The sequence below is a fragment of the Citricoccus parietis genome (genome assembly GCF_042433045.1).
Taxonomy (GTDB): Bacteria; Actinomycetota; Actinomycetes; order Actinomycetales; family Micrococcaceae; genus Citricoccus; species Citricoccus parietis.
Genome location: NZ_JBHLWH010000001.1, coordinates 52,611 through 76,539, shown reverse-complemented (window position 1 = coordinate 76,539; position 23,929 = coordinate 52,611). Strand labels below are relative to the sequence as shown.

Below are 23,929 nucleotides of genomic sequence, written 5' to 3'. Positions count from 1 at the left end.
GAACCACCCGACGATCCAGCACCCGATCCAGCTGGACTCGATCGAGAAGGCGATCGCGGCCATCTCGGCCGGCCGGGCCGTCGTCGTGGTGGATGACGCAGACCGCGAGAATGAGGGCGACATCGTCTTCGCCGCGGACGCCGCCACCCCGGAGATCGTGGCCCTGACCGTGCGCTACACGTCCGGGGTGCTGTGCGCTCCGATGCCGGCCGACGTCGCCGAACGCCTGGACCTTCCGCCCATGGCCGCGCGCAACGAGGACCCCAAGGGAACCGCGTACACCGTGTCCTGTGATGCGATCGCCGGCACCACCACGGGCATCTCCGCCGCGGACCGCGCGACCACGCTCAAGGTGCTGGCCGATCCGTCGGCGACCGCCGACCTGGTCAGCCGCCCCGGGCATGTCTTCCCGCTGGTGGCAGCGGCCGGCGGCGTGGCCGAGCGGCGCGGACACACCGAGGCGGCCGTGGAACTGAGCCGACTCGCCGGGCGGGCCCCGGTGGGGGCCATCGCCGAACTCGTCAATGACGACGGCTCCATGATGCGCCTGCCCGGCCTGCGCCGCTTCGCCGATCGGCACCGGCTGCCACTGGTCTCGATCGAGGACCTCGTCGCGTATCTGGCCGCCGAGGGAGACGAGCACCGTGTGGTTCAGGGTGTGGAGCACGCTGTAGAGCCAGCGGACGAACCCGACACCAGCACGCCGACGGTGAACCTGCCCACCCGATACGGCACGTTCCAGGTGTCCGTCCATCCCGACCAGGAGACCGGCGCCGAGCATGTGGTGCTCCAGGCGCCGGAAGCCGGGGCCACCGGGCTGGACGTCGGGGCTCCGCTCGTCCGGCTGCATTCCGAGTGCCTGACGGGGGACGTCTTCGGTTCGGAACGCTGCGACTGCGGCGCCCAACTCGACCATGCCCTGCGGCAGGCGATGGCCGAGGGTGGAACGGTGATCTATCTCCGCGGCCACGAGGGGCGGGGGATCGGCCTGGCCAACAAGATCCTGGCCTACGCACTGCAGGACTCCGGACTCGACACCGTCGCCGCGAACGAGCATCTCGGCCTGCCCGCCGACGCCCGCAGTTACCGGTCCGCGGCCGCGATCCTGCGCCGGCTCGGACTGGACCGCATCCGTCTGGTGACCAACAACCCGGACAAGTCAGAGCAGCTGGAACGGGAGGGGATTGAGGTGGCGGAGATCGTCCCGAGCCCCGCCCCCGTCACCGAGTACAACCGCGGCTACCTGACCACCAAGCGGGACCGCATGGCGCACCGGCTCTCCGGTGACCTCGTGCTGCGGCAGGCGAGCACGATGCCCGGGTCACCAGCCACGTCACCGGCAGCAACATCACCAGTAACCACACCACCAGTAACCACACCACCCGAAACCACAGGAGACACAGCATGAGCGGTCACGGAGCACCCCAGGGACTGGGCGCAGCCCTCGGAGAGAAACTGGCGGGGAAACGCACGACGGCGGCCGGCACCACGGACTCGAACGGCCCCTTGCGCGTCGCCGTGGTCGCGGCCCAGTGGCATGATCAGGTCATGGAGGGGCTGCTGGCCGGCACCCGTCGGGCGGCCGCCGACGTGGTGGCTGCAGCGCAGCCCGTGGCTGGGGCCGGGATCGAGGTCGAGGAGTTCCGCGTCCCCGGGACCTTCGAACTGCCCGTGGCGGCGGCCAGGCTGGCACCCCGTTTCGACGCGATCGTGGCCCTCGGCGTCGTGATCCGAGGCGGAACCCCGCACTTCGAGTATGTCTGCTCCGGTGCGACTCAGGGGCTCGTGGACGTCTCCGTGCGCACCGGGACCCCCGTCGGCTTCGGGGTCCTGACCTGTGATACCGAGGAGCAGGCCCTGGACCGGGCCGGGCTCGAGGGGTCCAGTGAGGACAAGGGGTACGAGGCGTTCCAGGCGGCCGTCCTGACGGAACTGTCGCTGCGCTGAGCGGTGGCTTCTGCGTCACATTGGACGGGCGCGGTCAGAGGTACTGCCCGGCGGTGGCTACGCTGGGAGGGTGAAAACCTTCGATGAACTCTTTGCTGAGCTGAGCCGGAAGGCCGAGACCCGGCCGGAAGGGTCCGGGACCGTTGCCGAACTCGACTCCGGAGTCCATGGGATCGGCAAGAAGGTCGTGGAGGAGGCCGCCGAGGTGTGGATGGCCGCCGAATACGAGTCGAAGGACGAGGCGGCCGAGGAGATCTCCCAGTTGCTCTACCACCTGCAGGTCATGATGATCGCCAAGGGCCTGACCCTTGAGGACGTCTACCGCCACCTCTGAGGAGTCCCGGCCGCACGCCGACCACCTCACCATCCGCCGCACCACCCACCACACCAGGAGAACCAGCACCTATGCTGCGCATCGCCGTTCCCAACAAGGGCGCCCTGTCCGAGGCCGCCCGAGACATGCTCCAGGAAGCCGGATACCTCCAGCGGAGGGACACCAAGGAACTGGTGATGATGGACCCAGAGAACCAGGTGGAGTTCTTCTACCTGCGGCCCCGTGACATCGCCGTCTACGTGGGACAGGGCACCCTGGACATCGGTCTGACTGGGCGCGACCTCTTCCAGGATGCCCAGGTCGGCGGGTCCGCGGAGGAGATCATGGCCCTGGGCTTCGGCAAGTCCACCTTCCGCTTCGCCGCCCCGGTCGGACGGTTCTCCTCGCAGACCGAGCTCGAGGGCAAGCGCATTGCCACCAGCTATGACGGGCTGCTCGAGGACTACCTCGCCACCCAGTCGTTGAAGCCGGAGATGATCGTGCACCTTGACGGTGCCGTGGAGTCCTCGGTCAACCTGGGCGTGGCGGACGCCATCGCGGACGTGGTGGAGACCGGCAGCACGCTCAAGGCAGCCGGCATGGAGACCTTCGGGGAACCGATCATGCAGTCCGAGGCCATCATCATCGGTCAGACCGGGCGCCGCCCCGAGGGCCTGGATGTGTTGCTGCGGCGCCTGCAGGGTGTCCTGGTGGCCCGCCGCTACGTCATGATCGACTATGACGTGAGCCGCGCGAACCTGGACCGGGCCTCGGCCGTGACCCCCGGACTGGAATCGCCGACCATCTCCCCGTTGCAGGACGAGAACTGGGTCGCGGTCCGTTCCATGGTCAAGAAGGGGGACACCAACAAGGTGATGGATGAGCTCTATGACCTCGGCGCCCGCGCCATCCTGGTCTCCGCCATCCACGCCATCCGCATCTGATCCCGAACCACCCGAGGAAGTGCCCATGCCCGTTGCCGTACGCGTGATCCCCTGCCTGGATGTCGATGCCGGTCGGGTCGTCAAGGGCGTCAACTTCGCGGCCCTGCGGGACGCCGGCGATCCGGTCGAGCTGGCCCGACGTTACAACGAGGCCGGCGCCGACGAGCTCACGTTCCTGGATGTCACCGCCTCCACCGCCGACCGTGCGACCACCTACGAGGTGGTCTCCCAGACCGCCGAGGAGGTGTTCATCCCGCTGACCGTCGGCGGCGGCGTGCGTACCGTGGACGACGTGGCCCGGCTGCTGAGGTCCGGCGCGGACAAGGCGTCCATCAACACCGCGGCCGTGGCTCGGCCGGAGGTCATCAACGAGATCACCCAGCGCTTCGGATCCCAGGTCCTCACCCTCTCTCTCGACGCCCGCCGCACGGATGATCCGGCGGTGGGCTCCGGCTACGAGGTCACCACCCACGGCGGACGTCAGGGCACCGGGATCGACGCCGTCGAGTGGTGCCGGGAGGCCTCCGCGCGTGGTGTGGGGGAGATCCTGTTGAACTCCATCGACGCCGACGGCACCAAGGAGGGCTTCGACCTGGACATGATCCGCGCCGTGCGCGCCGTGACCACCGTTCCCCTCATCGCCTCCGGGGGTGCCGGCGCACCGGAGCACTTCCCGCCGGCCATCGAAGCCGGGGCGGACGCCGTGCTGGCCGCCTCGATCTTCCACTTCGGACCGGTGGACATGATCTCCCGGGTCAAGGCCGCCATCAGGGAGGCCGGCTATCCCGTCCGCTAACCGCCCTACCCCTCCGCCTCCCTCCCCAGTCGAGCTGCAGCGCTTGACCCTCCTGGGCTGGCCGGCCATCGAGTCACAAGAGGTCAACGGCTGGTCCGTGCGCTTCTCGTCCGGCATCACGCGGCGCGCCAATTCCGTGGTGTCCGCGACGATGCCGGCCTCCGTGGCGGAGATCGAGGCTGCCGCGGACGAAGTCGAGCGGCGAAGCGCCGAGCGCTGGCTGGCTCCGACCTTCCAGCAATGGCTGCCGGCGTCGGGATCCTGGCTGGAAGGCTCTGCGGAAATTTCTTCGGAGACCTCTTCGGAGGGATCCTCGGGGATTCCTTCAGCGGGCGTCACCATCGCGGCAGACCACGTGGAGTCTGAAGCGTTCTTCGAGGGCCAGCAGCGCCTGGGCCAGCTGTTGGAACGCCGCGGCTACGAGGCCGTCGCCCCCACCGGCGTGCTGTGGATGGATCGGGAGGCTCTCCCGGCGGACGCCGAGTGGGACCGGCGCATCCTCGTCAGCGACACCCTCAGCGACGAATGGCTGGAGGCCTACATGGGCCGGGACGCGGGCAGCGGGCCGTCGGGGGACGACTCCGCGAGCCGGATGGTCCACCGCCGCCTGCTCGGGGGCGGTCGCAGCCGGTTCTACAGCTGCCTGGACGAGGACGGCAACATCGCCGGCGGGGCGAAGGTCTCCCTCGTGACCCCGGAGGGCTCCTCGTCGAACAACTACGCGGGAATCTATGCGCTGTGGGTCCGTGAGGACCGGCGCGGGCGGGGACTGTCGGCTCTGCTGTTGGATGCCATCTTCAACCACCTCGTCCGGCTGGACGTCTCCGGGTGCTGGCTGCAGGTGGAGGAGCGGTCCACGCGGGCGAGCGCCGTCTACCAGGCGGCCGGCTTCTCGACGGTGGCGCGGTACCGGTACCTCACCCGCGCCCACTGACACTGTCCACCAGGATCAGCAGAATCGGGTCAGGCGAATCGGATCACCAGGATCAGTCCAGCAGCACCAGGGCATGGTCGCGGCGGCCGAACGCATGCAGCACGAGTTCCCCGGCCGGACCGGAGACGGTCCGGGTCTCCTCGTCCTTGCCGGTGGGGCGCGCCACCAGGCGTTGGCCCGTACTGCGGGCCAGGACAACCCCGGTCGGCTCGGAGCGGTACATCATGCGCACCCGGCGGCCGAACTCGGTGAACAGGGCGTTGGCGTAGTCATCGGCGAGGTGGCGCGGGGCCCAGCGGTCCTGGGCGCGCCGGACGTCCTCGGTGTGGACGAAGAACTCAAGCAGGTTCGTGGCCTGGGCGGCACGCCGGGCTGCTGTGGACCCCTGGATGGTCTTGGTGAGTCTCGAGGCCTGCGGGTTCTGGCGCAGTCGCGCCGGTGGCTGCGGTCCGGAGGCCACCCGGTCCACCAGCTGCTGGTAGGCGGGCGGCGAGGACGAGGCGGCGCCGAGTTCCATGGTCTTCCGCTCCAGGGTGCGGGCCAGGGGGCGGAGCACCAGGCCGGCCACGAGCGGCGAACTCTCCCGCAGGACGATATGGGCTGCGAGGTGCTCTGTCTGCCATCCCTCGCACAGGGTCGGTCGGCCGGGACCGGCGGACAGCAACGACTCGACGAGTGCATCCCGAGAGGCCGCGGTGAAGTCGCGTCCAGGTGTCTGGCCGGTGGTCCGGTCGGCGTGGTTCCCCATAACAGGGACAACGCTACACGGAGCCTAGACTGGATCACCATGGACAACACCGCCTCCGCCGATGTGGCACTCGACCCGGCGATCGCACAGCGGCTCAAGAAGACGCCCGACGGCCTCGTCGCCGCCATCGCCCAGCAGCACGACACCGGCGAGGTGCTGATGCTGGGCTGGATGGACGAGGAGGCCCTGCGGCGCACTCTGGACTCCGGCCGGGCCACCTACTATTCGCGCTCACGGCGGGAGTACTGGCGCAAGGGGGACACCTCCGGCCACATCCAGGAGGTCCGCTCCGTGGCCCTGGACTGCGACGGCGACGCGTTGCTCGTGCAGGTCGACCAGACCGGCGCCGCCTGCCACACGGGCACCCGCACGTGCTTCGACGGACGCCAGCTGCCGCTCTCCGGCCCTGACCGTCCAGATCGTCCTGCCCTTGCTGACGTGCCTGCAAGCCCCACAGCGAAGGAGACCACCACGGATGCGTGAGCTCGGCACCATCACCCCCTCCGCGGAGGATTTCGAGGACCTCGCCGGACAGCACCGGGTCATCCCCGTCACCCTGACGGTGCTGGCGGACGGCCTGACTCCGGTCGGCATCTACCGCCGCCTGGCCGCGGACGAGCCCGGCACCTTCCTGATGGAGTCAGCGGCGCAGGGTGGCGTCTGGTCCCGCTACTCGTTCATCGGGGCGGGAAGCGCTGCAACACTGACCACGCGCCGGCAGGGAGGGGACGCCGTGGCCCACTGGCTGGGGGAGCCCCCAGCCGGAGTGCCCACCGAAGGCGACCCCATCGAGGTGCTCCGGGCGACCCTGGACCTGTTGTCCACCGACGTACGCGAGGGGTTGGGCAAGGACCTGCCCAACCTGGTCTCCGGGATGGCTGGTTTCCTCGGCTGGCCCACGGTGCGCCGCTGGGAGAAGCTGCCGAGCCCGCCGCCCGACGACCTCGGGCTGCCGGAGATGGCCATGAACCTCATCACGGACCTCGCCGTGCATGACACCGTGGACGGCACCGTCACCCTCGTGGCCAACGCGATCAACCACAACGGCCTGGCCTCCGGCGCCCGCGAGGCGTGGACGGACGCCGTGGAGCGACTGCGCTCGATGGCCGTCCGGCTCACCGGTCCGGCCCTGCCCGGCGCACCGACGTCCGCAGGGGGCAGGCCAGAAGGCGGCGTGCCGGCCAGTGGTGACCCGGTGTCCGTCGCCCCGAGGGACTGGCTGAACCTCGACGTCTCGGCCCACGTCCACGATTCGTGGACGCACGAGGGCTTCCTGGACGCCGTCGCCAAGGCCCAGCAGGCCATCGTGGACGGTGAGGTCTTCCAGATCGTCGTCTCGCGCCGTTTCTCCGCGGACACCACGGCCAGCGGCCTGGACATCTACCGCGTCCTGCGCGCCATGAACCCCAGCCCGTACATGTACCTGTTCTCCTTCGAGAAGCCCGGGCCCGACGGCGGCCGGTACCAGATCGTCGGCTCCTCGCCGGAGGCGCTGGTCACCGTCAACGACGGCTCGGTGATCACCCACCCGATCGCCGGATCGCAGCCCCGCGGAGCCACCGTGGAGGATGACCACCTGCACGAGAAGCTGCTGGTCAACGACCAGAAGGAGCGGGCGGAACACCTGATGCTCGTGGACCTCTCCCGGAACGACCTGTCCAAGGTCTGCGTGCCCGGCAGCGTGTCCGTCACCCAGTTCATGGAGGTGGAGCGGTTCAGCCACATCATGCACCTGGTCTCCCACGTGGAGGGCCGGCTGGAGCCGGGGCAGAAGGCCCTGGACGTCCTGGCCGCGGCCTTCCCCGCCGGCACCCTGTCCGGGGCGCCGAAGCCGCGGGCGCTGCAACTGCTGGATGAGTGGGAACCCCAGGAGCGAGGCCCCTACGGGGGCGTGGTCGGCTACTTCGACCTGGCCGGCAACATGGACATGGCCATCAACATCCGCGCCGCGACGCTCGTGGACGGGACCGCCTACGTGCAGGCCGGCGCCGGGATCGTGGCCGATTCAGTCCCGGAGACGGAGGCCGCCGAGACGGTGACCAAGTCCAGCGCCCCGATGCGGGCCGTCCTCGCGGCTGGCCTGCTGAGCACCCTGGACCCGGAGGTGACGCCATGATGCTGAAGAGGCGCACCGCGGTCCTGTGGGCCATCGCTGCTGGTGCCATCATCCTCGGCACCGGGGCCCAGACCTGGATCGAGTCGACCCAGATCTCTGGGCTGCCGGGCGACTCGGTGACCACCACCGGGAACCAGGCTGCCGCCGTCGTGCCCGCCATGGCCCTGGTCGGGATGGCCGCCGGCATCGCACTGTCCATGGCCCGCCGGATCGGCCGGTGGATCACGGCGCTGCTCCTGCTCCTCGCGGGGGCGGCGACCGCCTGGTCCTCCCTCCAGGCCGCCCTGGACCCGGCAGCTGCAGCCCGCGCCCAGGTCTCCGAGGCCAGCGGCACCACTGCGGACGCGGGAGCCTACGCCGTCACCGTGTGGCCATGGCTGACCCTCGTCGGCGGCGTCCTGCTGTTCCTCTGCGGTCTCGCCGTGCTCCTGTTCGGCCGACGGTGGACCGCCACCCGCCGCTATGAGGCGGCACCGGCCACTGGAACAGCCACAGGAGCTCCAGGAGCCACCGGAGCCACTGCAGCCACCGCGGCGGCGACCCCGGACGCGGGGGACACGGGAGACCTGGACGAGATCGACGCCTGGGACGAGCTCAGCCGCGGCCAGGATCCCACCTGATCGAGACGGGGCGAGACCTGCGGGTCCGGCACGGACTTCCGTGGCAGAATGAGGCACAGACCTGATCAGCTGCCGCACGCCTGGAACGCGGGCAGTGCTGGCCTGGATAGACCTGGATATACCTGGAACGAAAGGGACGGTCCATGACCACCTCGCACCGCACCACTGACGACGACCTCGTCCTGAATGACCCGACTCACGCCGAGCCCCTCGGCCACGGCAACTCGCCGGCCGCGTGGACGCTGGTGCTGCTGATCCTCGCCGGAACCCTGCTGGTCGGCGTCGGCATGCTGGCCGACCTGATCGTCCTGGTCATCGCCGGTGCCGTCGTCGCGGTGGCCGGACTCGTCGCCGGATTCATCATGGGCAAGGCCGGCAAGGGCACCAAGGGTCACGCCGAGCCCGCCCGGCACTGATGGCCACCGTTCTCGACGAGATCATCGTCGGGGTCCGCGCCGACCTCGCCGAGCGCCGCCGTACGGTCTCCCTGGACGCCGTCCGGATTCTCGCGGCCGAGGCCACGGACCGGGCTCCGGCCCGGGACGCCTACGCCGCCCTCGGCGGGGGACGCCTCGACCCGCAGGGCATCCGCATCCTGTCCGAGGTCAAGCGGTCCAGCCCCTCCAAGGGGGCCCTGGCGGACATCGCCTCCCCGGCTGACCTGGCCCGGAGGTATGAGGCCGGTGGGGCGTCCGCCATCTCCGTGTTGACAGAGCAGCACCGCTTCGGCGGCTCACTCGCTGACCTGGACGCCGTCCGGACGGCCGTGGACATCCCGGTGCTGCGCAAGGACTTCACGGTGGACGAGTACATGATCCACGAGGCCCGGGCCCACGGGGCGGACCTGGTCCTGCTCATCGTGGCCGCCCTGGACGACGCACAGCTGGCGGAGTACCTGGCCGTCACCCATGAACTGGGGATGAACGCCCTGGTCGAGGCCCACACGGTCGAGGAGATCGAGCGTGCCGTGGCCGTGGGCGCCAGGATCGTCGGTGTCAACGTCCGCAACCTCAAGACCCTGGACGTGGATCCGCGGAACTATGCCACCCTCGCCCCGCACCTGCCCGAGGACGTGGTCCGGATCGCCGAATCCGGCGTCCAGGGGCCGGAGCAGGTGGCCGACTACGCCCGGGACGGGGCCGACGCCGTCCTGGTCGGTGAGGCCCTCGTCAAGCACGGCGACCCGACGCAGGCCATCCGCGACTTCCGCACCGCCTCGCTGGCCGTCCGCGGCTGACGTGTCCGGATCCCGAGGCGCACGCGCCGCGCCTCCCTCCTGACGCATCCCTGACGTACCCCCGAATCTCCGGAAGTACCCGAATACAGACTGGAACGTACGATGATTGAGCACACCGGGAGCTACCAGAACCAGCCGGGGCCGTACTTCGGCCCCTACGGCGGGCGCTGGATGCCCGAATCCCTGATCGCCGCACTTGAGGAAGTGGACCGGACCTTCACCGAGGCCCGGAACGATCCGGAGTTCACGGCCGAGCTGCAGGACCTGTTCACGAATTACGTGAACCGGCCGTCCCTGCTGACCGAGGTGCCGCGTTTCGCCCAGGATTCCCCGGGTGTGCGGATCTTCCTCAAGCGTGAGGACCTCAACCACACCGGGTCCCACAAGATCAACAACGTGATCGGGCAGGCCCTGCTGGCCCGCCGGATGGGCAAGACCCGCCTCATCGCGGAGACCGGTGCCGGTCAGCACGGCGTGGCCACCGCCACGGCCGCGGCCCTGTTCGGCCTGGAGTGCACCGTCTACATGGGCGAGGTGGATACCCAGCGCCAGGCGCTCAACGTCGCCCGCATGGAGATGCTCGGTGCCACCGTCATCCCCGTGACCACCGGCGCCCGCACGCTCAAGGACGCCATCAACGAGGCCCTGCGCGATTGGGTCGCCTCCGTGGACACCACCCACTACCTGCTGGGCACCGTCACCGGGCCGGCCCCGTTTCCGGCCATGGTCCGCTACTTCCACTCGGTCATCGGCGAGGAGGCCCGCGAGCAGATCCTCGCGCAGGCCGGTCGGCTGCCGGACGCCGTGTGTGCCTGCGTCGGCGGGGGCTCGAACGCCATGGGTCTCTTCCACGCCTTCCTGGACGACTCCGGTGTGGAGCTCTACGGCCTGGAGGCCGGTGGCAAGGGGATCAGCACGGGCGAGCACGCCGCGTCGATCAACCTGGGCCGCACCGGTGTGCTCCACGGCGCCCGCACCTACCTGATGCAGGACGAGGACGGCCAGACCATCGATTCACACTCGATCTCGGCCGGCCTCGACTACCCGGCCGTCGGCCCCGAGCACGCCTGGCTCAATGACACCGGCCGGGCCACCTACGAGCCCGTGGACGATGCCGAGTGCATGGACGCCTTCCAGCGGCTGTGCCGCACCGAGGGCATCGTGCCGGCCATCGAGTCCGCCCACGCCCTGGCCGGTGCCCTGCGCCTGGCGCAGCGCTGGGCGGACGAGGGCGTCGTCAGTGCAGGCACCGCCGTTGGTGAGGAAAAGATCATCGTCGTCAGCCTGTCCGGACGTGGTGACAAGGACGTGGCGACGGCGGCGAAGTACTTCGGCATGCTGCCGGTCGCCCCGACCCCCGAGGGCGGCGACGCGGAGGCCGTGGCCGCCCGCCCCGAAGGAGCGCAGAACTGATGACCGAGCAGAACACCGGACAGCAGATCCGATCGCTGACCACCGAGAGCATCGAGGCCGCGCGCGACGCCGGCCGCACCGCCTTCATCGGCTACCTCCCCGCCGGCTTCCCGACCGTCGAGGACTCGATCGAGGCGGCCGTCGCCTTGGGCAACAACGGTGCCGACGTTATCGAGATCGGCATCCCCTACTCGGACCCGGTGATGGACGGGCCGGTCATCCAGGCCGCCACGAGCCAGGTGCTGGCCGATGGCTTCCGGATCGATGCGGTCTTCGACATCATCCGCGCCGTCACGCAACGCACTGACGCCGCGGTGGTGGTCATGACCTACTGGAACATCGTCGACCGGATGGGCGTGGAGACCTTCGCCCGCCGGCTGGCCGAAGCCGGGGGTGCCGGCATCGTCACGCCGGACCTGGTGCCGGAGGAGGCCGGAGCGTGGTTCGAGGCCTCCGACCGCTACGGACTGGACCGGATCTTCCTGACCGCGCCGAGTTCCACGGACGAGCGCGTGAAGCTGATCACCGAGTCCTCGCGGGGCTTCGTCTACGGCGTCTCCGTCATGGGCGTCACCGGAGCCCGCTCCGAGGTCTCCACGGCCGCCGAGAACGTCGTCGCCCGGGCGCACGCCGCCGGGGCACCTCGGGTCGCGGTCGGCCTGGGCATCTCGAAAGCCGAGCACATCCGTGAGATCGGTGCGTATGCCGACGGTGCGATCGTGGGCACCGCACTGGTGGTGGCCCTGCGGGACGGTGGCCCGGCCGCCGTCGGGACCCTGGCGGCCGAACTGGCCACGGGCGCCGTGAAGAACTCCCGAGGAGACGCCTGATGTACGGTGCGCTGACCACAGCTGCCATCCCCGCCCCGGTCTGGGACGGCTTCGATATCGGTCCCGTCACAATCCACGCCTATGCGCTGTGCATCGTGGCCGGGATGATCGTGGGCCTCTGGCTGGCCTCGCGGCGCTGGAAGGCCCGTGGCGGCCCAGAGGGCAGCATCATCGACATCTCGATCTGGGCCATCGTCTTCGGCCTGGTCGGCGCTCGGCTCTACCACGTGGTCTCGTCCCCGGATGCCTATTTCGGCCCCAACTTCGACGGCACAGGTGACCTGACCAAGATCTGGCGGGTCTGGGAGGGCGGCCTCGGGATCTGGGGCGCCGTCGCCCTGGGCGCCGTGGGCGCATGGATCGCCTGCCGCCGCTACGGTTTCAAGATCTCGGCCTATGCCGACGTGGTGGCGCCCGGCGTGCTGCTCGCCCAGGCCATCGGCCGGCTCGGCAATTACTTCAACCAGGAACTCTTCGGCGGCCCCACCACGGCGCCCTGGGGCCTGCAGGTGGCCGCCGACCACCCGAACTTTCCCGCCGGTGCCCTCGAGGGCACCCTCTTCCACCCCACGTTCGCCTACGAGATGCTGTGGAACCTGCTGGGGGTGGCCCTGCTGCTGCTGATCGACCGCAGGCTGCAGCTGCGCCGCGGCATGATGGTCTGGTCCTACGTCGCCTGGTACACGGCCGGCCGCACCTGGATCGAGATGCTCCGGATCGACGATGCGGAGATGATCACGCTCTTCGGCACCACCCAGCGCCTGAACGTGTGGACCTCGCTGCTGATGTTGCTGATTGCCATCGGCTTCCTCATCTACCTGGGTCTCACCCGGCCGAAGACCGCCGAGGCGAAGGCCGAGGCCGATTCGGTGTGGCGTGCGGGCCGTGAGCCGATCGAGGAGACCGAGACTGAGCCTGCGACCGAGACCGGGACTGAGACTGCGACCGAGACCGGCTCCACGGCTGAGTCCGCGACGGCCGCAGGGGCGGCGGATCCAGCCGAGCCAGTCGAGCCAGCCGTCGACGGGACGAAAGTTAACGCAGCCGAAACAAAAAAAGTGGCCGATCCGACCGAAAAATGAGATGGACGGCCTCGCGCCTCGGTAGTATCGACTCCACTGCATTGACGTGAGGTGAAGCGGGCGAAACCGTCTGTTCATCTCTCGTCATAGGGGCCGATGATGTCCCCTTCCACCGCAGCAGAACCCCTGCGCAACGGAAGGAATCTCATGACATTGCGCCGCGACGACCAGTACGTCCGCCCTCCTCAGGGCCAGCCCGCCGAGGCTGGGGACCCTGTGGAGTCCGCCGCGCCGGCGCAAGCCGTCCGCCCGATGCCGGACGACTCGGCTCAGGACGCCTTGGCCCGGGACCCGAAGAACCCCTTCAACCGGTTCTCCGCGATCCCCGCCGAGCAGGGCCTGTACCGACCCGACACGGAGACCGACAACTGCGGCCTGGCAGTCATCTCGACCCTGCGGGGCACCCCCGGGCACGACATCGTGCAGCACGCCCTCGTGGCGCTGCGCAATCTCGAACACCGCGGCGGCGTCGGCGGGGATGACGGAACCGGAGACGGGGCCGGACTGCTGCTGCAGATCCCGGATGCGTTCTTCCGCGACGTCGTCGACTTCGATCTGCCGGCCGCCGGTGAGTACGCCGCCGGCACGGCGTTCCTGCCGCAGGACGCGGCCGAGCGCCGTGAGTGTGTGGATGGCATCCAGGAGCGCGCCGCCGAGGAGGGCCTCGTGGTCCTGGGCTGGCGCGACGTCCCGGTGGACACCGAAGTCCTCGGTACCTCGGCTCGAGCGGTGATGCCCCACTTCTCCCAGCTGTTCCTCGCCCTGGACCCCTCGGTGGGGACCACGGCCGGCGACTCGCTGGACGCCCGCGTCTTCCGGGTCCGCAAGCGCACCCAGAACAAGTTCGGGGTCTACTTCCCCTCCCTGTCCACACAGACGATCGTCTACAAGGGGATGCTGTCCACGGCCCAGCTCGAGCCGTTCTATCCCGATCTCTCGGACGAGCGCTTCGCCACCGCCCTGGCCGTGGTGCACTCCCGCTTCTCCACCAACACCTTCCCGTCCTGGCCGCTGGCCCAGCCGTTCCGGGCCATCGCCCACAACGGCGAGATCAACACGGTCAAGGGCAACCGGAACTGGATGCGCGCCCGCCAGTCCCAGCTGGCCTCCTCGGTGCTCGGCGAGGAACCGGAGAAGCTGTACCCGATCTGCACCCCGGGCGCCTCGGACTCCGCGAACTTCGACGAGGTCGCCGAGCTGCTGATGCTCGCCGGCCGGCCCCTGAGCCACGTGGTCATGATGATGATCCCGGAGGCGTGGGAGAACCACGAGTCCATGGACCCGGACCGCCGGGCGTTCTACGAGTACCACTCCATGCTCATGGAGCCGTGGGACGGCCCCGCCGCCGTGGCCTTCACCGACGGCCGCCAGGTCGGTGCCGTGCTGGACCGCAACGGTCTGCGCCCGGCGCGCTACTGGGTCACCGATGACGGGCTCGTGGTGCTGGCCTCCGAGGTCGGGGTGCTGCCGCTCGAGCCCTCACGGATCGTCCGCAAGGGCCGCGTGGCACCCGGCCGGATGTTCCTCGTGGACACCGCCGAGGGTCGCATAATCGAGGACAACGAGGTCAAGGCAGAGGTGGCCTCGGCCAACCCGTGGCGTGAGTGGGTCCGCGAGAACCTCATCGATCTCGCCGACCTACCTGAGCGCGAGCACGTCAACTACTCGTCCACCTCCGTGGCGCACCGCCAGCGCACCTTCGGCTACACCACCGAGGAGCTGCGGCTGCTCATCGGCCCCATGGCGGAGAAGGGTGCGGAGCCCCTGGGGGCCATGGGCACGGACACCCCCATCGCGGTGCTCTCGAAGCGGCCGCGGCTGCTGTTCGACTACTTCACCCAGTCCTTCGCGCAGGTCACGAACCCGCCGCTGGACTCCATCCGCGAGGAACTCGTCACCTCCATGCGGACCTCGATCGGCCCGGACGGAAACCTGCTGTCCTCCGACCGGGTGCGGACGAACCATGTGAACCTCGAGTTCCCGGTCATCGACAACGACCAGCTGGCCAAGATCGCCAACCTGCGGTCCGATGGCGGAGAACAGCCGGGAGATCAGCCCGGAACCAAGCCGGGCACCAAGGTGGCCCTGAAGGTCCGTGGCCTGTACCGGGTCGACGGCGGCTCGGCCGGCCTGCGTGACCGGCTCACCGAGATCTGCGAGCAGGTCTCGGCCGCGGTGAACCGCGGCGTGCAGTACATCGTGCTCTCCGACCGCGATTCGAATGCCCAGTGGGCTCCCATCCCGTCCCTGCTGTTGCTCTCCGCCGTGCACCACCACCTGTTGTCCTCGGCCAACCGCACCCGCGCCTCGCTGCTCGTCGAGGCCGGGGACGTGCGCGAGGTCCACCACGTGGCCGTGCTCATCGGCTATGGTGCCTCCGCGGTGAACCCGTACCTCGCCATGGAGTCCGCCGAGGACCTGGTCCGTACCGGGGCCATCACCGGCGTGACCCGCGCCGAGGCTGTCGCCAACCTCATCAAGGCGCTCGGCAAGGGCGTGCAGAAGATCATGTCCAAGATGGGCATCTCCACCGTGGCGTCCTACTGCGGGGCCCAGACGTTCGAGGCCATCGGCCTGTCACGGCCCCTCGTGGACCGGTACTTCGCCGGCACGCACACCCCCATGGGCGGGGTCGGGCTCGGCGTCATCGCCGCCGAGAACGAACAGCGCCACTGGGCGGCCTACCCACCGGACGGCAATGACATCGATCCGTACCGGGAGCTGGAGACCGGGGGCGAGTACCAGTGGCGCCGGGACGGGCCACCGCACCTGTTCAACCCGGAGACCGTGTTCCGGCTCCAGCACGCCACCCGGACCCGCCAGTACGGCATCTTCAAGGACTACACGCAGCGCGTGGACGAGCAGGCCCGGGACCTGATGACCCTGCGCGGGCTGCTGACCCTGAAGACCGGGGTGCGCCAGCCGGTGCCGCTGGACGAGGTCGAGCCCGTCTCGGAGATCGTCAAGCGCTTCTCCACGGGGGCCATGAGCTACGGCTCCATCTCCCGGGAGGCCCACGAGACCCTCGCGATCGCCATGAACCGGCTGGGCGGCAAGTCCAACACCGGTGAGGGCGGCGAGGACCCGGAGCGACTGCTGGATCCGGAACGCCGCTCGGCCATCAAGCAGATCGCCTCCGGCCGCTTCGGCGTGACCAGCCTCTACCTGGCCACCGCGGACGACCTGCAGATCAAGATGGCACAGGGGGCCAAGCCCGGCGAGGGCGGCCAGCTCATGGGCACCAAGGTGTACCCCTGGGTGGCCTCCACCCGGCACTCCACGCCCGGCGTCTCCCTGGTCTCGCCGCCACCGCACCATGACATCTACTCGATCGAGGACCTCGCCGAGCTGATCTATGACCTGAAGCGGTCCAACCCGGCGGCGCGCGTGCACGTCAAGCTCGTCTCGGAGTCCGGAGTGGGCACCGTGGCGGCGGGCGTGACCAAGGCCAAGGCCGACGTCGTGCTGATCTCCGGGCACGACGGCGGCACCGGCGCCTCCCCGCTGAACTCGCTCAAGCACGCGGGGGCCCCGTGGGAGCTGGGCCTCGCCGAGGCCCAGCAGACCCTGATGCTCAACGGCCTGCGGGACCGGGTGGTGGTCCAGGTGGACGGCCAGCTCAAGACCGGCCGGGACGTGGTCATCGCCGCGCTGCTCGGCGCCGAGGAGTTTGGCTTCGCCACCGCACCGCTGGTGGTCTCCGGCTGCATCATGATGCGCGTCTGCCACCTGGACACCTGCCCGGTGGGCGTGGCCACCCAGAACCCCGAGCTGCGGTCCCGGTTCACCGGCCAGCCCGAGTTCGTGGTCACCTTCTTCGAGTTCATCGCCCAGGAGGTCCGTGAGTACCTGGCCGAGCTCGGCTTCCGGTCCATCGAGGAGGCCATCGGCCACATCGACGTCCTGGACCGGGACGCGACCCGGAACCACTGGAAGACGGAGGACCTGGACCTCAGCGGCATCCTGGCCGGATACGATCCGGCCGATCCGGCCAAGGCCCGTCAGCTGTCCAACACCCACGGACAGAACCACGAGCTGGACCAGCACTTCGACAACGAGCTCATCACCCTGGCCGAGCCCGCCATCGCGAACGGCACCCCCGTCGAGGTCACCAAGCGGATCGTCAACACGGACCGGGCCGCCGGCACCATGCTCGGCTACCACGTCACCAAGGCCCGGTTGCTGGACGAACTGCCGGCGGACACCATCACCGTGAACCTCACGGGTGAGGCCGGTCAGTCGCTGGGTGCCTTCCTGCCGGCCGGGATCACACTCCGGCTGCAGGGTGACGCCAATGACTACGTGGCCAAGGGCCTGTCCGGCGGACGCATCATCGTGCGCCCGGACGCCTCGGCCGGGTTCGCGGCCGAGGACAACGTGGTGGCGGGCAATGTCATCGGCTATGGCGCCACCTCGGGCGAGGTCTTCCTGCGCGGACGCGTGGGGGAGCGGTTCCTGGTCCGCAACTCAGGGGCCACCGCCGTCGTCGAGGGGATCGGTGACCACGGCTGCGAGTACATGACCGGGGGACAGGCCCTGATCCTCGGCCGGACCGGCCGCAACTTCGGGGCCGGCATGTCCGGTGGCACCGCCTGGGTCCTGGACCTGGACGAGACCACGCTGAATCCACTGGCGGTGGAGCAGCACGATCTGTTGCTGCTCGAGCCGCGGGCCGAGGACCGCGAGGCCATCATCGGCCTGCTGGAGCTCCACCGTGCGGAGACCGGCTCGCCGGTGGCCGCTCACCTGCTCTCCGACCTGGAGGCAGACCCGGAGGCGGTGATGGCACGCTTCACCACCGTGCTGCCGGCCACCTACGACGCCGTGCTGAAGACGCGTGCGGCCGTCATCGACGAAGGACTAGACCCGGACGGCGACGCCGCCTGGGGTCGGATTGTGGAGGCTACCCGTGGCTGATCCCCGTGGATTCCTGAACACCCGTGAACGGCAGGACCGGCCGTCCCGGCCGGTACCCGTGCGCATCCTGGACTTCAAGGACGTCTATGTCCGCCAGGACGAGGCCGTCATCCGGACACAGGCCGGACGCTGCATGGACTGCGGCGTGCCGTTCTGTCACCAGGGCTGCCCCCTCGGGAACCTCATCCCCGAGTGGAACGACCTGGTCCGCCGGGGCCGGTGGGAGGAGGCTGCTGCCCGGCTGCACGCCACCAACAACTTCCCCGAGGTCACCGGCCGCATCTGCCCGGCACCCTGCGAGTCGTCCTGCGTGCTGGGCATCAACCAGCCCGCCGTGACGATCAAGCAGACCGAGGTGTCCATCGCGGACGCGGCCTTCGACAACGACTGGCTCGACCCCGTGGTCCCGCAGCGGCTCAACGGTCACACCGTGGCCGTCGTCGGCTCCGGCCCCACCGGGCTGGCCGCCGCCCAGCAGCTGACGCGGGCCGGCTTCACCGTGGCCGTCTACGAGCGGGACGGGAGGGTCGGCGGCCTGCTGCGGTACGGGATCCCGGACTTCAAGATGGAGAAGGACATCCTGGACCGCCGGATCGAGCAGATGGAGGCCGAGGGGACGCGTTTCCGCACCAACGTGGCCATCGGCACAGACATCACGTGGGCCGAGCTGCGGTCTCGCTACGACGCCGTGATCATGGCCACCGGGGCGCCCGTGCCGCGTGACCTGCCCGTAACGGGCCGGCAGCTGGATGGTGTGCACTTCGCCATGGACTACCTGGTGCAGTCCAACCGCGCCGTGAACGGAGAACTGGACGAGGCGGAGGCTGCTGCTCAGATCCGGGCCGACGGCAAGCACGTGGTGGTGCTCGGCGGCGGTGACACCGGCGCCGACTGCATCGGCACGGCTCACCGCCACGGGGCCGCGTCCGTGACCACCCTGGCCATCGGCAAGGAGCTGCCCGCGGAACGTCCGGACGACCAGCCGTGGCCGACCGTGCCGCGGGTCTACGAGGTGACCTCCGCGGACGCCGAGGGCGGCACGCGCGAGTACCTGGCCTCCACGGTCGAGTTCCTGGGCGAGGTGGGCGCCGACGGCGTGGAGCGGGTCCGGGCCGTGCGCGTGGCCGAGACTGAGTACCTGCCGGACGGCCGCCGCGTACCCAAGCCCGGCACCGAACGGGAGATCCCCGCGGACCTGGTGCTGCTGGCACTGGGGTTCACCGGGGTGGAGGATGCCGGACTGACCTCCGGAGAGGGTCACGCCGGCGTCGTGCTCGAACGGGGACTGGTCAAGCGGGACCACCGCTACGAGACCGACACTCCGGGGGTCTTCGTGGCCGGCGATGCCGGGCGCGGTGCCTCGCTCGTGGTGTGGGCCATCGCCGAGGGACGGGCCTGCGCGAAGGCCGTGGACGAGTCGCTCGAGACCTGGACCCGGCTGCCGTCCCCGGTGGAGCCGACGGATCGAGCCATGTCGGTCTGAGAGTTGCCACGGTTGTTCACCTCAACGTCAGTTCGGCTCGTTAGGCTGGGAACATGAGACACGCGAAGATCGTCGCCACGTTCGGCCCGGCCAATGAGGGATACCAGAACACCAAGGACCTGATCGCCGCGGGGGTCGATGTCGCGCGCATGAACATGAGTCACGGCAGCTGGGACGTCCACGAGCAGACCTACGCGGACATCCGGAAGGCGGCCCGGGACCTGGACCGTCCGGTGGCGATCTTCGCGGACCTGCAGGGTCCCAAGATCCGGCTCGGACGGTTCGCCGACGGACCGCACGAGCTGAGGGTGGGCGACCGGTTCACCATCACCACGCAGGAGGTCGAGGGCACCGCGGAACGCTGCGGCACCACCTTCAAGGGGTTGCCCGACGACGTCAAGGCCGGGGACGCCCTGCTGATCGACGACGGCAAGGTCGCCCTGCGTGCCGTAGAGGTGACCGGGACCGACGTCGTGACCGAGGTGGTGGTCCCGGGAACGGTGTCCAACAACAAGGGCATCAACCTGCCCGGTGTGGCCGTGAATGTCCCCGCCCTGTCCGAGAAGGACGAGGACGACCTGCGCTGGGCCCTGGACCTGGGCGTGGACATGATCGCCCTGTCCTTCGTCCGCTCCGCCGAGGACGTCCAGCGGGTGCACGAGATCATGGATGAGAAGGGCCGACGGGTCCCGGTGATCGCCAAGATCGAGAAGCCCCAGGCCGTGGAGGCGCTGCACGGGATCGTGGACGCGTTCGACGCCATCATGGTGGCCCGCGGTGACCTCGGCGTGGAGCTGCCTCTCGAGGATGTCCCGCTGGTGCAGAAGAGGGCGATCGAGCTGGCCCGCCGCTGGGCCAAGCCCGTCATCGTGGCCACCCAGGTGCTGGAGTCCATGATCGACAGCCCCCGGCCCACCCGCGCCGAGGCCTCCGACTGCGCCAACGCCGTGCTGGACGGGGCCGATGCCGTCATGCTCTCGGGGGAGACCTCGGTGGGCAAGTATCCGGTGGTCACCGTCGAGACGATGGCACGGATCATCGAGTCCACCGAGATCCACGGACTCGACCGCATCCGTCCGCTGGGCTCCAGGCCGAAGACCCGCGGCGGGGCCATCACCCGGGCCGCCGTGGAGATCGCCGACCAGTTGGACGTCCGCTACCTGGCCGCCTTCACCCAATCGGGCGACTCCGCCCGGAGGCTCTCCCGGCTGCGTCCCCAGCAGATGATCTACGCGTTCACGCACGTGGAGCACACGCACAACATCCTGTGCCTGTCCTGGGGCGTGCTGCCGAAGATGGTGCCCTTCGCCGACTCCACGGATGAGATGACGGCGCAGGTGGACCGTTCACTGCTGAAGGAGGGCATCGCCGGGGTCAACGACCTGGTGGTCATCGCCGCCGGTTCCCCTCCCGGGAAGACCGGGTCCACCAACATCGTCAAGGTGCACCGCATCGGCGACCTGGACGATTCCGGGGGACTCGTGGAGGGCTACCCACGGCCGAACGCCGAGCGGGTCGGGATGTGGCCGGCGCGTTCGCCCCTGTGACGGTGGGCGTGAGCCTGCATATGACCTGCGTGTGACCGAGCGTGAGCGCGAGGTCAGCCCATCTGGTCGATGACCGTCTGGGCGACCTCGCGCATGCTCAGCCGCCGGTCCATGGAGCTCTTCTGGATCCACCGGAAGGCCTCCGGCTCGGACAGGTTGAGGGTGGTCGTCAACAGTGACTTGGCGCGGTCCACGAGCTTGCGGGTGGCGAACTGCTCGGCGAGGTCGGAGACCTCCTCCTCAAGCGCCCTGAGCTCGTCGAAGCGGGCCACCGCCAACTCGATCGCGGGCACGAGGTCGTTCTCGTTGAACGGCTTGACCACGTAGGCCATGGCCCCGGCCTCTCGGGCCCGCTCCACCAGCTCCCGCTGACTGAAGGCCGTCAGGAGCACCACGGGGGCGATCTTGGCCTGGGCGATGTGCTCGGCGGCGGTGATGCCGTCCATCACGGGCATCTTGACGTCCATCAGGACCACGTCCGGCTCCAGCTCGGTGGCCAGTTCCAGGGCCTTCTGGCCGTTGTCCGCCTCGCCGACCACGTCATAGCCCTGCCCGGTGAGGATCTCCACGATGTCCACCCGGATGAGGGTCTCGTCCTCGGCAACGACGACGCGCAGTCTCGCGGGCTCCGCCTCGGGGCGGCTGGTCGATTCGCTCTGTTCGGTCGGCATGAAGACTCCTTGCGCTCGGTCAACGAACAGCGTATCGGTTCCACGTCGGGCCACGACGCACAGCGTGTTCGTGACGTGTATCCTTGTAGGGTTGTCAGGCCGGTTCCGGCCGGCACCAACCTTGTAGCAGTACGCAAGCCCGAATGGCGGAATTGGCAGACGCGCCGCACTCAAAATGCGGTATCGAAAGATGTGTGGGTTCAAGTCCCACTTCGGGCACCAGCAGCCCCGATCCCTTATTTGTTAAGGGATCGAGGCTTATTCGTTCCCGGGTTCGGGCATCTCCAACATCTCGGCTTCGGCCGGTCCGGGGACACTCTTCTGTAGGACCGTCTCCACGCGATCGACGGCGTCGGCCATCAGCTCCAGCATCACGTGACTGTAGGTGTCCATCGAGAGCTTGATCGCGGAGTGCCCGAGGATCTCCATCACGACCCGTGCGGGCGCCCCGAACTGCACGCGCTCAGCGAGCTGGACTTTCCGGTGGTCCTTGAGTGCCCGGACCAGGGTGGCGGGCAGCTTCACGGTGCGGTGGTCGGACTGCTCTGTCTTGATGTCCTTGAACCGGGCTGGAACGCCAACGCGGGGCCGTGCCCACTGGCGTTCGATCTGGATGCTGCCGGTCTTGAGATTGACCTTATCCCAGCACAGGCCGAGGGCCTCGCTCTGGGGGAGGCCGCGGACGAGGACCCAGCGTGCCCTGTTCCGTATCCCTGCGGCCTCCTGGAGGATCCTGGCGGCCTCGGCGCCCGCGAGTGGCTCTACGCGCGCTGGACGTCCTGGGGGCGTCTACGCCGCTGCAGGGGTTGATGCCGAGCAGTCCGTGCTGCACGGCGTCCTTCAGTACCAGGGAGAGCACCCGGTGGGCTTTGAGGCCCATGGAGGGTGCCCGGCCGGCCTCCCGTATCTCGGCATGCAGCAGCTCGATGTGCTCCGCGGTGAGCTTGTCCAGGCGGTAGTGGCCCAGGACCGGGACGATCCAGTTCCGGTTGATGGACTCGTAGTCTCCGATGGTGGAGTCGTCCACGTGGGCCTTGGCTCGCCCGTCCAACCAATGCTGCATCAATTGCTCGAGCGTAGGCGGCCGCCCCTCCGGAAGGGTTCCGGCTTCAGCCTTCTGTCGGAGGTCTTGGGCCTTGCGGCGGGCTTCGCCGGCGGTGGCACCGTAGACGTTGCGGCACCGGGCTACCCGTTGGCCTTGAGTGTTGACGGTGACCTTGACGACGAACCGGCCGTCGGCTGCTTCTTGGGGACGGTGCCCTCGCCGTTGCCGCGGCGTGTTCGGTCTTTGCCAATGCTGTTGTGCTCGTGTGGGTGTCGGTGTTCACCCTGAGGTGTCTGCGGGACGTAAGGGATGGTGCTGGAGAAGCTCCAGCTGCTGGAGGATGGTTCGCTCGTGGTGACTGAGGCCGGCGAAGCGATCCGCGAGGACCATGGGGATGACCCAGAGCTCGGCGACACAGTCCCTGGCCCAGGGCAAGGCTTCCGCCAGATGCTCGAGGCTGATGAGCCGCCGCGCGGCCTCCTGGCGGACTGAGATCTCGACGGCCGGCGGTTGGCACCCCAGATGCTCGCTTCACCGGATCCGGTGAAGGCGGTGTAGCTGGGGTCCGCGGCGCTGTGGTGTGCGCTCGCGGGCCCCGCCGTGGTGGTGCGGTTGATCAGTCCATCGTGGACCCGGAGCAGGTGACGATACTGGTACCGGTCTGGGTGGTGACGGATTCGCCGTTGACGATGATCTCGCAGGTGAGTTCCTGGTCCTCGGCCATGGGGTCGCCGGTGATGGTGAGGCTGGCAGCGTCGAAGCCGGTCACGGTGGCGGACTCGGTCCACTCTCCTTCGAAGTCAGCAGTGGACTGGCCCTCGATGGTGCCGTAGGAAGCTGAGGCGGCGCCGGTGGAGACGGTGGCCTTGTACTCGATGGTGTGCTCAGTGTTCATCTGCTGGTCGACTTCGTTGATGAAGGCACCTGCGATCACGGTGGCGATGATGCTGACGATGACAGCGACGGCACCGAGGATGAGGCCAGCGATGGCCATGCCCTTGGCGCGGTTCTTCAGGACGAGCCCGATGATGCCGAGGACGACGGCCGCGACGCCGATGATGATCCCGACCACGGGGATCAGGGACAGCAGGATGGCGATGATGCCGACGACGAGGGCGGCGATGCCGACGCCGTTGGTGCGCTTCGTCGGTGGCATGGTCTGTGCGGGAGGCATGGGCGCGGTGGGTTGTTCGTAACTCAAGTGGGTTCCCTCTTCTGTTGGTGCGAGCTCTGACGATGACGGGTCAGTTCTGCTCTTGGTTTCCTTCGCCGAGTTCGTCGAAGTA

General features: G+C 69.1%; 23 protein-coding genes and 1 tRNA gene. 19 read left to right on the top strand and 5 right to left on the bottom strand.

Annotated elements, in window-relative coordinates; genetic code table 11:
• Nucleotides 1-13 precede the first annotated feature (13 nt).
• The 6 genes from ribB to ACFFIO_RS00300 all read left to right on the top strand — a co-directional run bounded on the left by ribB (nt 14) and on the right by ACFFIO_RS00300 (nt 4,934).
• The gene (gene ribB / locus ACFFIO_RS00325; RefSeq protein WP_378039779.1) at nt 14-1,408 is read left to right on the top strand and encodes a 3,4-dihydroxy-2-butanone-4-phosphate synthase; all 1,395 of its coding nucleotides are present in this window, start codon (nt 14-16) and stop codon (nt 1,406-1,408) included.
• Nucleotides 1,405-1,947: a 6,7-dimethyl-8-ribityllumazine synthase gene (ribH, locus tag ACFFIO_RS00320; protein WP_378039741.1), complete on the top strand. Its 543-nt coding sequence runs from the start codon at nt 1,405-1,407 to the stop codon at nt 1,945-1,947. Before ribB ends, ribH begins: the two co-directional genes overlap by 4 nt.
• A 70-nt stretch (nt 1,948-2,017) precedes the next feature.
• Entirely contained in the window at nt 2,018-2,281 is a 264-nt protein-coding gene (locus tag ACFFIO_RS00315; protein ID WP_159550850.1) for a phosphoribosyl-ATP diphosphatase, read from the top strand.
• A gap of 71 nt (nt 2,282-2,352) precedes the next feature.
• Nucleotides 2,353-3,204 (top strand): ATP phosphoribosyltransferase, encoded by an 852-nt coding sequence (gene hisG / locus ACFFIO_RS00310; protein WP_378039740.1) that lies wholly within the window; start codon nt 2,353-2,355, stop codon nt 3,202-3,204.
• 25 nt (nt 3,205-3,229) lie between these two features.
• Nucleotides 3,230-4,000 carry an imidazole glycerol phosphate synthase subunit HisF gene (hisF, locus tag ACFFIO_RS00305; RefSeq protein ID WP_378039739.1) on the top strand — a complete coding sequence of 257 codons (771 nt, stop codon included), beginning with the start codon at nt 3,230-3,232 and terminating at the stop codon, nt 3,998-4,000.
• Nucleotides 4,001-4,043: 43 nt separating this feature from the next.
• On the top strand, nt 4,044-4,934 hold the full coding sequence (locus ACFFIO_RS00300; protein ID WP_378039738.1) for a GNAT family N-acetyltransferase: 891 nt from the start codon (nt 4,044-4,046) through the stop codon (nt 4,932-4,934).
• A gap of 52 nt (nt 4,935-4,986) precedes the next feature.
• Here ACFFIO_RS00300 and ACFFIO_RS00295 read toward each other — a convergent pair whose 3' ends face one another.
• Nucleotides 4,987-5,682 carry a TIGR03085 family metal-binding protein gene (locus ACFFIO_RS00295; protein WP_378039737.1) on the bottom strand — a complete coding sequence of 232 codons (696 nt, stop codon included), beginning with the start codon at nt 5,680-5,682 and terminating at the stop codon, nt 4,987-4,989.
• 39 nt (nt 5,683-5,721) lie between these two features.
• On the opposite strand from ACFFIO_RS00295, the gene hisI reads away from it, so the two are divergent.
• The 11 genes from hisI to pyk all read left to right on the top strand — a co-directional run bounded on the left by hisI (nt 5,722) and on the right by pyk (nt 20,927).
• Nucleotides 5,722-6,165 (top strand): phosphoribosyl-AMP cyclohydrolase, encoded by a 444-nt coding sequence (gene hisI / locus ACFFIO_RS00290; RefSeq protein ID WP_378039736.1) that lies wholly within the window; start codon nt 5,722-5,724, stop codon nt 6,163-6,165.
• Nucleotides 6,158-7,798 carry a chorismate-binding protein gene (locus ACFFIO_RS00285; RefSeq protein WP_378039735.1) on the top strand — a complete coding sequence of 547 codons (1,641 nt, stop codon included), beginning with the start codon at nt 6,158-6,160 and terminating at the stop codon, nt 7,796-7,798. Before hisI ends, ACFFIO_RS00285 begins: the two co-directional genes overlap by 8 nt.
• The gene (locus ACFFIO_RS00280) at nt 7,795-8,418 is read left to right on the top strand and encodes a Trp biosynthesis-associated membrane protein (protein WP_378039734.1); all 624 of its coding nucleotides are present in this window, start codon (nt 7,795-7,797) and stop codon (nt 8,416-8,418) included. Before ACFFIO_RS00285 ends, ACFFIO_RS00280 begins: the two co-directional genes overlap by 4 nt.
• A 143-nt stretch (nt 8,419-8,561) precedes the next feature.
• On the top strand, nt 8,562-8,834 hold the full coding sequence (locus ACFFIO_RS00275; RefSeq protein ID WP_378039733.1) for an HGxxPAAW family protein: 273 nt from the start codon (nt 8,562-8,564) through the stop codon (nt 8,832-8,834).
• Nucleotides 8,834-9,655 carry an indole-3-glycerol phosphate synthase TrpC gene (trpC, locus tag ACFFIO_RS00270; RefSeq protein ID WP_378039732.1) on the top strand — a complete coding sequence of 274 codons (822 nt, stop codon included), beginning with the start codon at nt 8,834-8,836 and terminating at the stop codon, nt 9,653-9,655. The genes ACFFIO_RS00275 and trpC overlap by 1 nt, the downstream gene beginning before the upstream one ends.
• A gap of 102 nt (nt 9,656-9,757) precedes the next feature.
• Entirely contained in the window at nt 9,758-11,068 is a 1,311-nt protein-coding gene (gene trpB, locus ACFFIO_RS00265) for a tryptophan synthase subunit beta (RefSeq protein WP_378039731.1), read from the top strand.
• Nucleotides 11,068-11,898: a tryptophan synthase subunit alpha gene (trpA, locus tag ACFFIO_RS00260; protein ID WP_378039730.1), complete on the top strand. Its 831-nt coding sequence runs from the start codon at nt 11,068-11,070 to the stop codon at nt 11,896-11,898. Before trpB ends, trpA begins: the two co-directional genes overlap by 1 nt.
• Nucleotides 11,898-12,980: a prolipoprotein diacylglyceryl transferase gene (lgt, locus tag ACFFIO_RS00255; RefSeq protein WP_378039729.1), complete on the top strand. Its 1,083-nt coding sequence runs from the start codon at nt 11,898-11,900 to the stop codon at nt 12,978-12,980. Before trpA ends, lgt begins: the two co-directional genes overlap by 1 nt.
• A 252-nt stretch (nt 12,981-13,232) precedes the next feature.
• The gene (gltB, locus tag ACFFIO_RS00250) at nt 13,233-17,897 is read left to right on the top strand and encodes a glutamate synthase large subunit (RefSeq protein ID WP_378039778.1); all 4,665 of its coding nucleotides are present in this window, start codon (nt 13,233-13,235) and stop codon (nt 17,895-17,897) included.
• Nucleotides 17,890-19,380 (top strand): glutamate synthase subunit beta, encoded by a 1,491-nt coding sequence (locus tag ACFFIO_RS00245; protein WP_378039728.1) that lies wholly within the window; start codon nt 17,890-17,892, stop codon nt 19,378-19,380. The genes gltB and ACFFIO_RS00245 overlap by 8 nt, the downstream gene beginning before the upstream one ends.
• A gap of 53 nt (nt 19,381-19,433) precedes the next feature.
• Nucleotides 19,434-20,927 (top strand): pyruvate kinase, encoded by a 1,494-nt coding sequence (gene pyk, locus ACFFIO_RS00240; protein ID WP_378039727.1) that lies wholly within the window; start codon nt 19,434-19,436, stop codon nt 20,925-20,927.
• A gap of 53 nt (nt 20,928-20,980) precedes the next feature.
• Here pyk and ACFFIO_RS00235 read toward each other — a convergent pair whose 3' ends face one another.
• The gene (locus tag ACFFIO_RS00235) at nt 20,981-21,598 is read right to left on the bottom strand and encodes an ANTAR domain-containing response regulator (RefSeq protein ID WP_378039726.1); all 618 of its coding nucleotides are present in this window, start codon (nt 21,596-21,598) and stop codon (nt 20,981-20,983) included.
• 137 nt (nt 21,599-21,735) lie between these two features.
• Between ACFFIO_RS00235 and ACFFIO_RS00230 the strand changes: the two genes are divergently transcribed.
• Nucleotides 21,736-21,820, top strand: a tRNA-Leu gene (locus ACFFIO_RS00230).
• 36 nt (nt 21,821-21,856) lie between these two features.
• On the opposite strand, the gene ACFFIO_RS00225 is transcribed toward ACFFIO_RS00230, so the two are convergent.
• On the bottom strand, nt 21,857-22,123 hold the full coding sequence (locus ACFFIO_RS00225; protein WP_378039725.1) for a hypothetical protein: 267 nt from the start codon (nt 22,121-22,123) through the stop codon (nt 21,857-21,859).
• A 112-nt stretch (nt 22,124-22,235) separates the two neighbouring features.
• On the bottom strand, nt 22,236-22,664 hold the full coding sequence (locus ACFFIO_RS00220) for a tyrosine-type recombinase/integrase (RefSeq protein ID WP_378039724.1): 429 nt from the start codon (nt 22,662-22,664) through the stop codon (nt 22,236-22,238).
• A 288-nt stretch (nt 22,665-22,952) separates the two neighbouring features.
• Here ACFFIO_RS00220 and ACFFIO_RS00215 point away from each other — a divergent pair, with 288 nt between their 5' ends.
• Nucleotides 22,953-23,135 (top strand): hypothetical protein, encoded by a 183-nt coding sequence (locus ACFFIO_RS00215; protein WP_378039723.1) that lies wholly within the window; start codon nt 22,953-22,955, stop codon nt 23,133-23,135.
• A 124-nt stretch (nt 23,136-23,259) separates the two neighbouring features.
• On the opposite strand, the gene ACFFIO_RS00210 is transcribed toward ACFFIO_RS00215, so the two are convergent.
• Nucleotides 23,260-23,817, bottom strand: coding sequence for a DUF4190 domain-containing protein (locus ACFFIO_RS00210; RefSeq protein WP_378039722.1), 558 nt, complete (start codon nt 23,815-23,817; stop codon nt 23,260-23,262).
• Nucleotides 23,818-23,929: the final 112 nt, after the last annotated feature.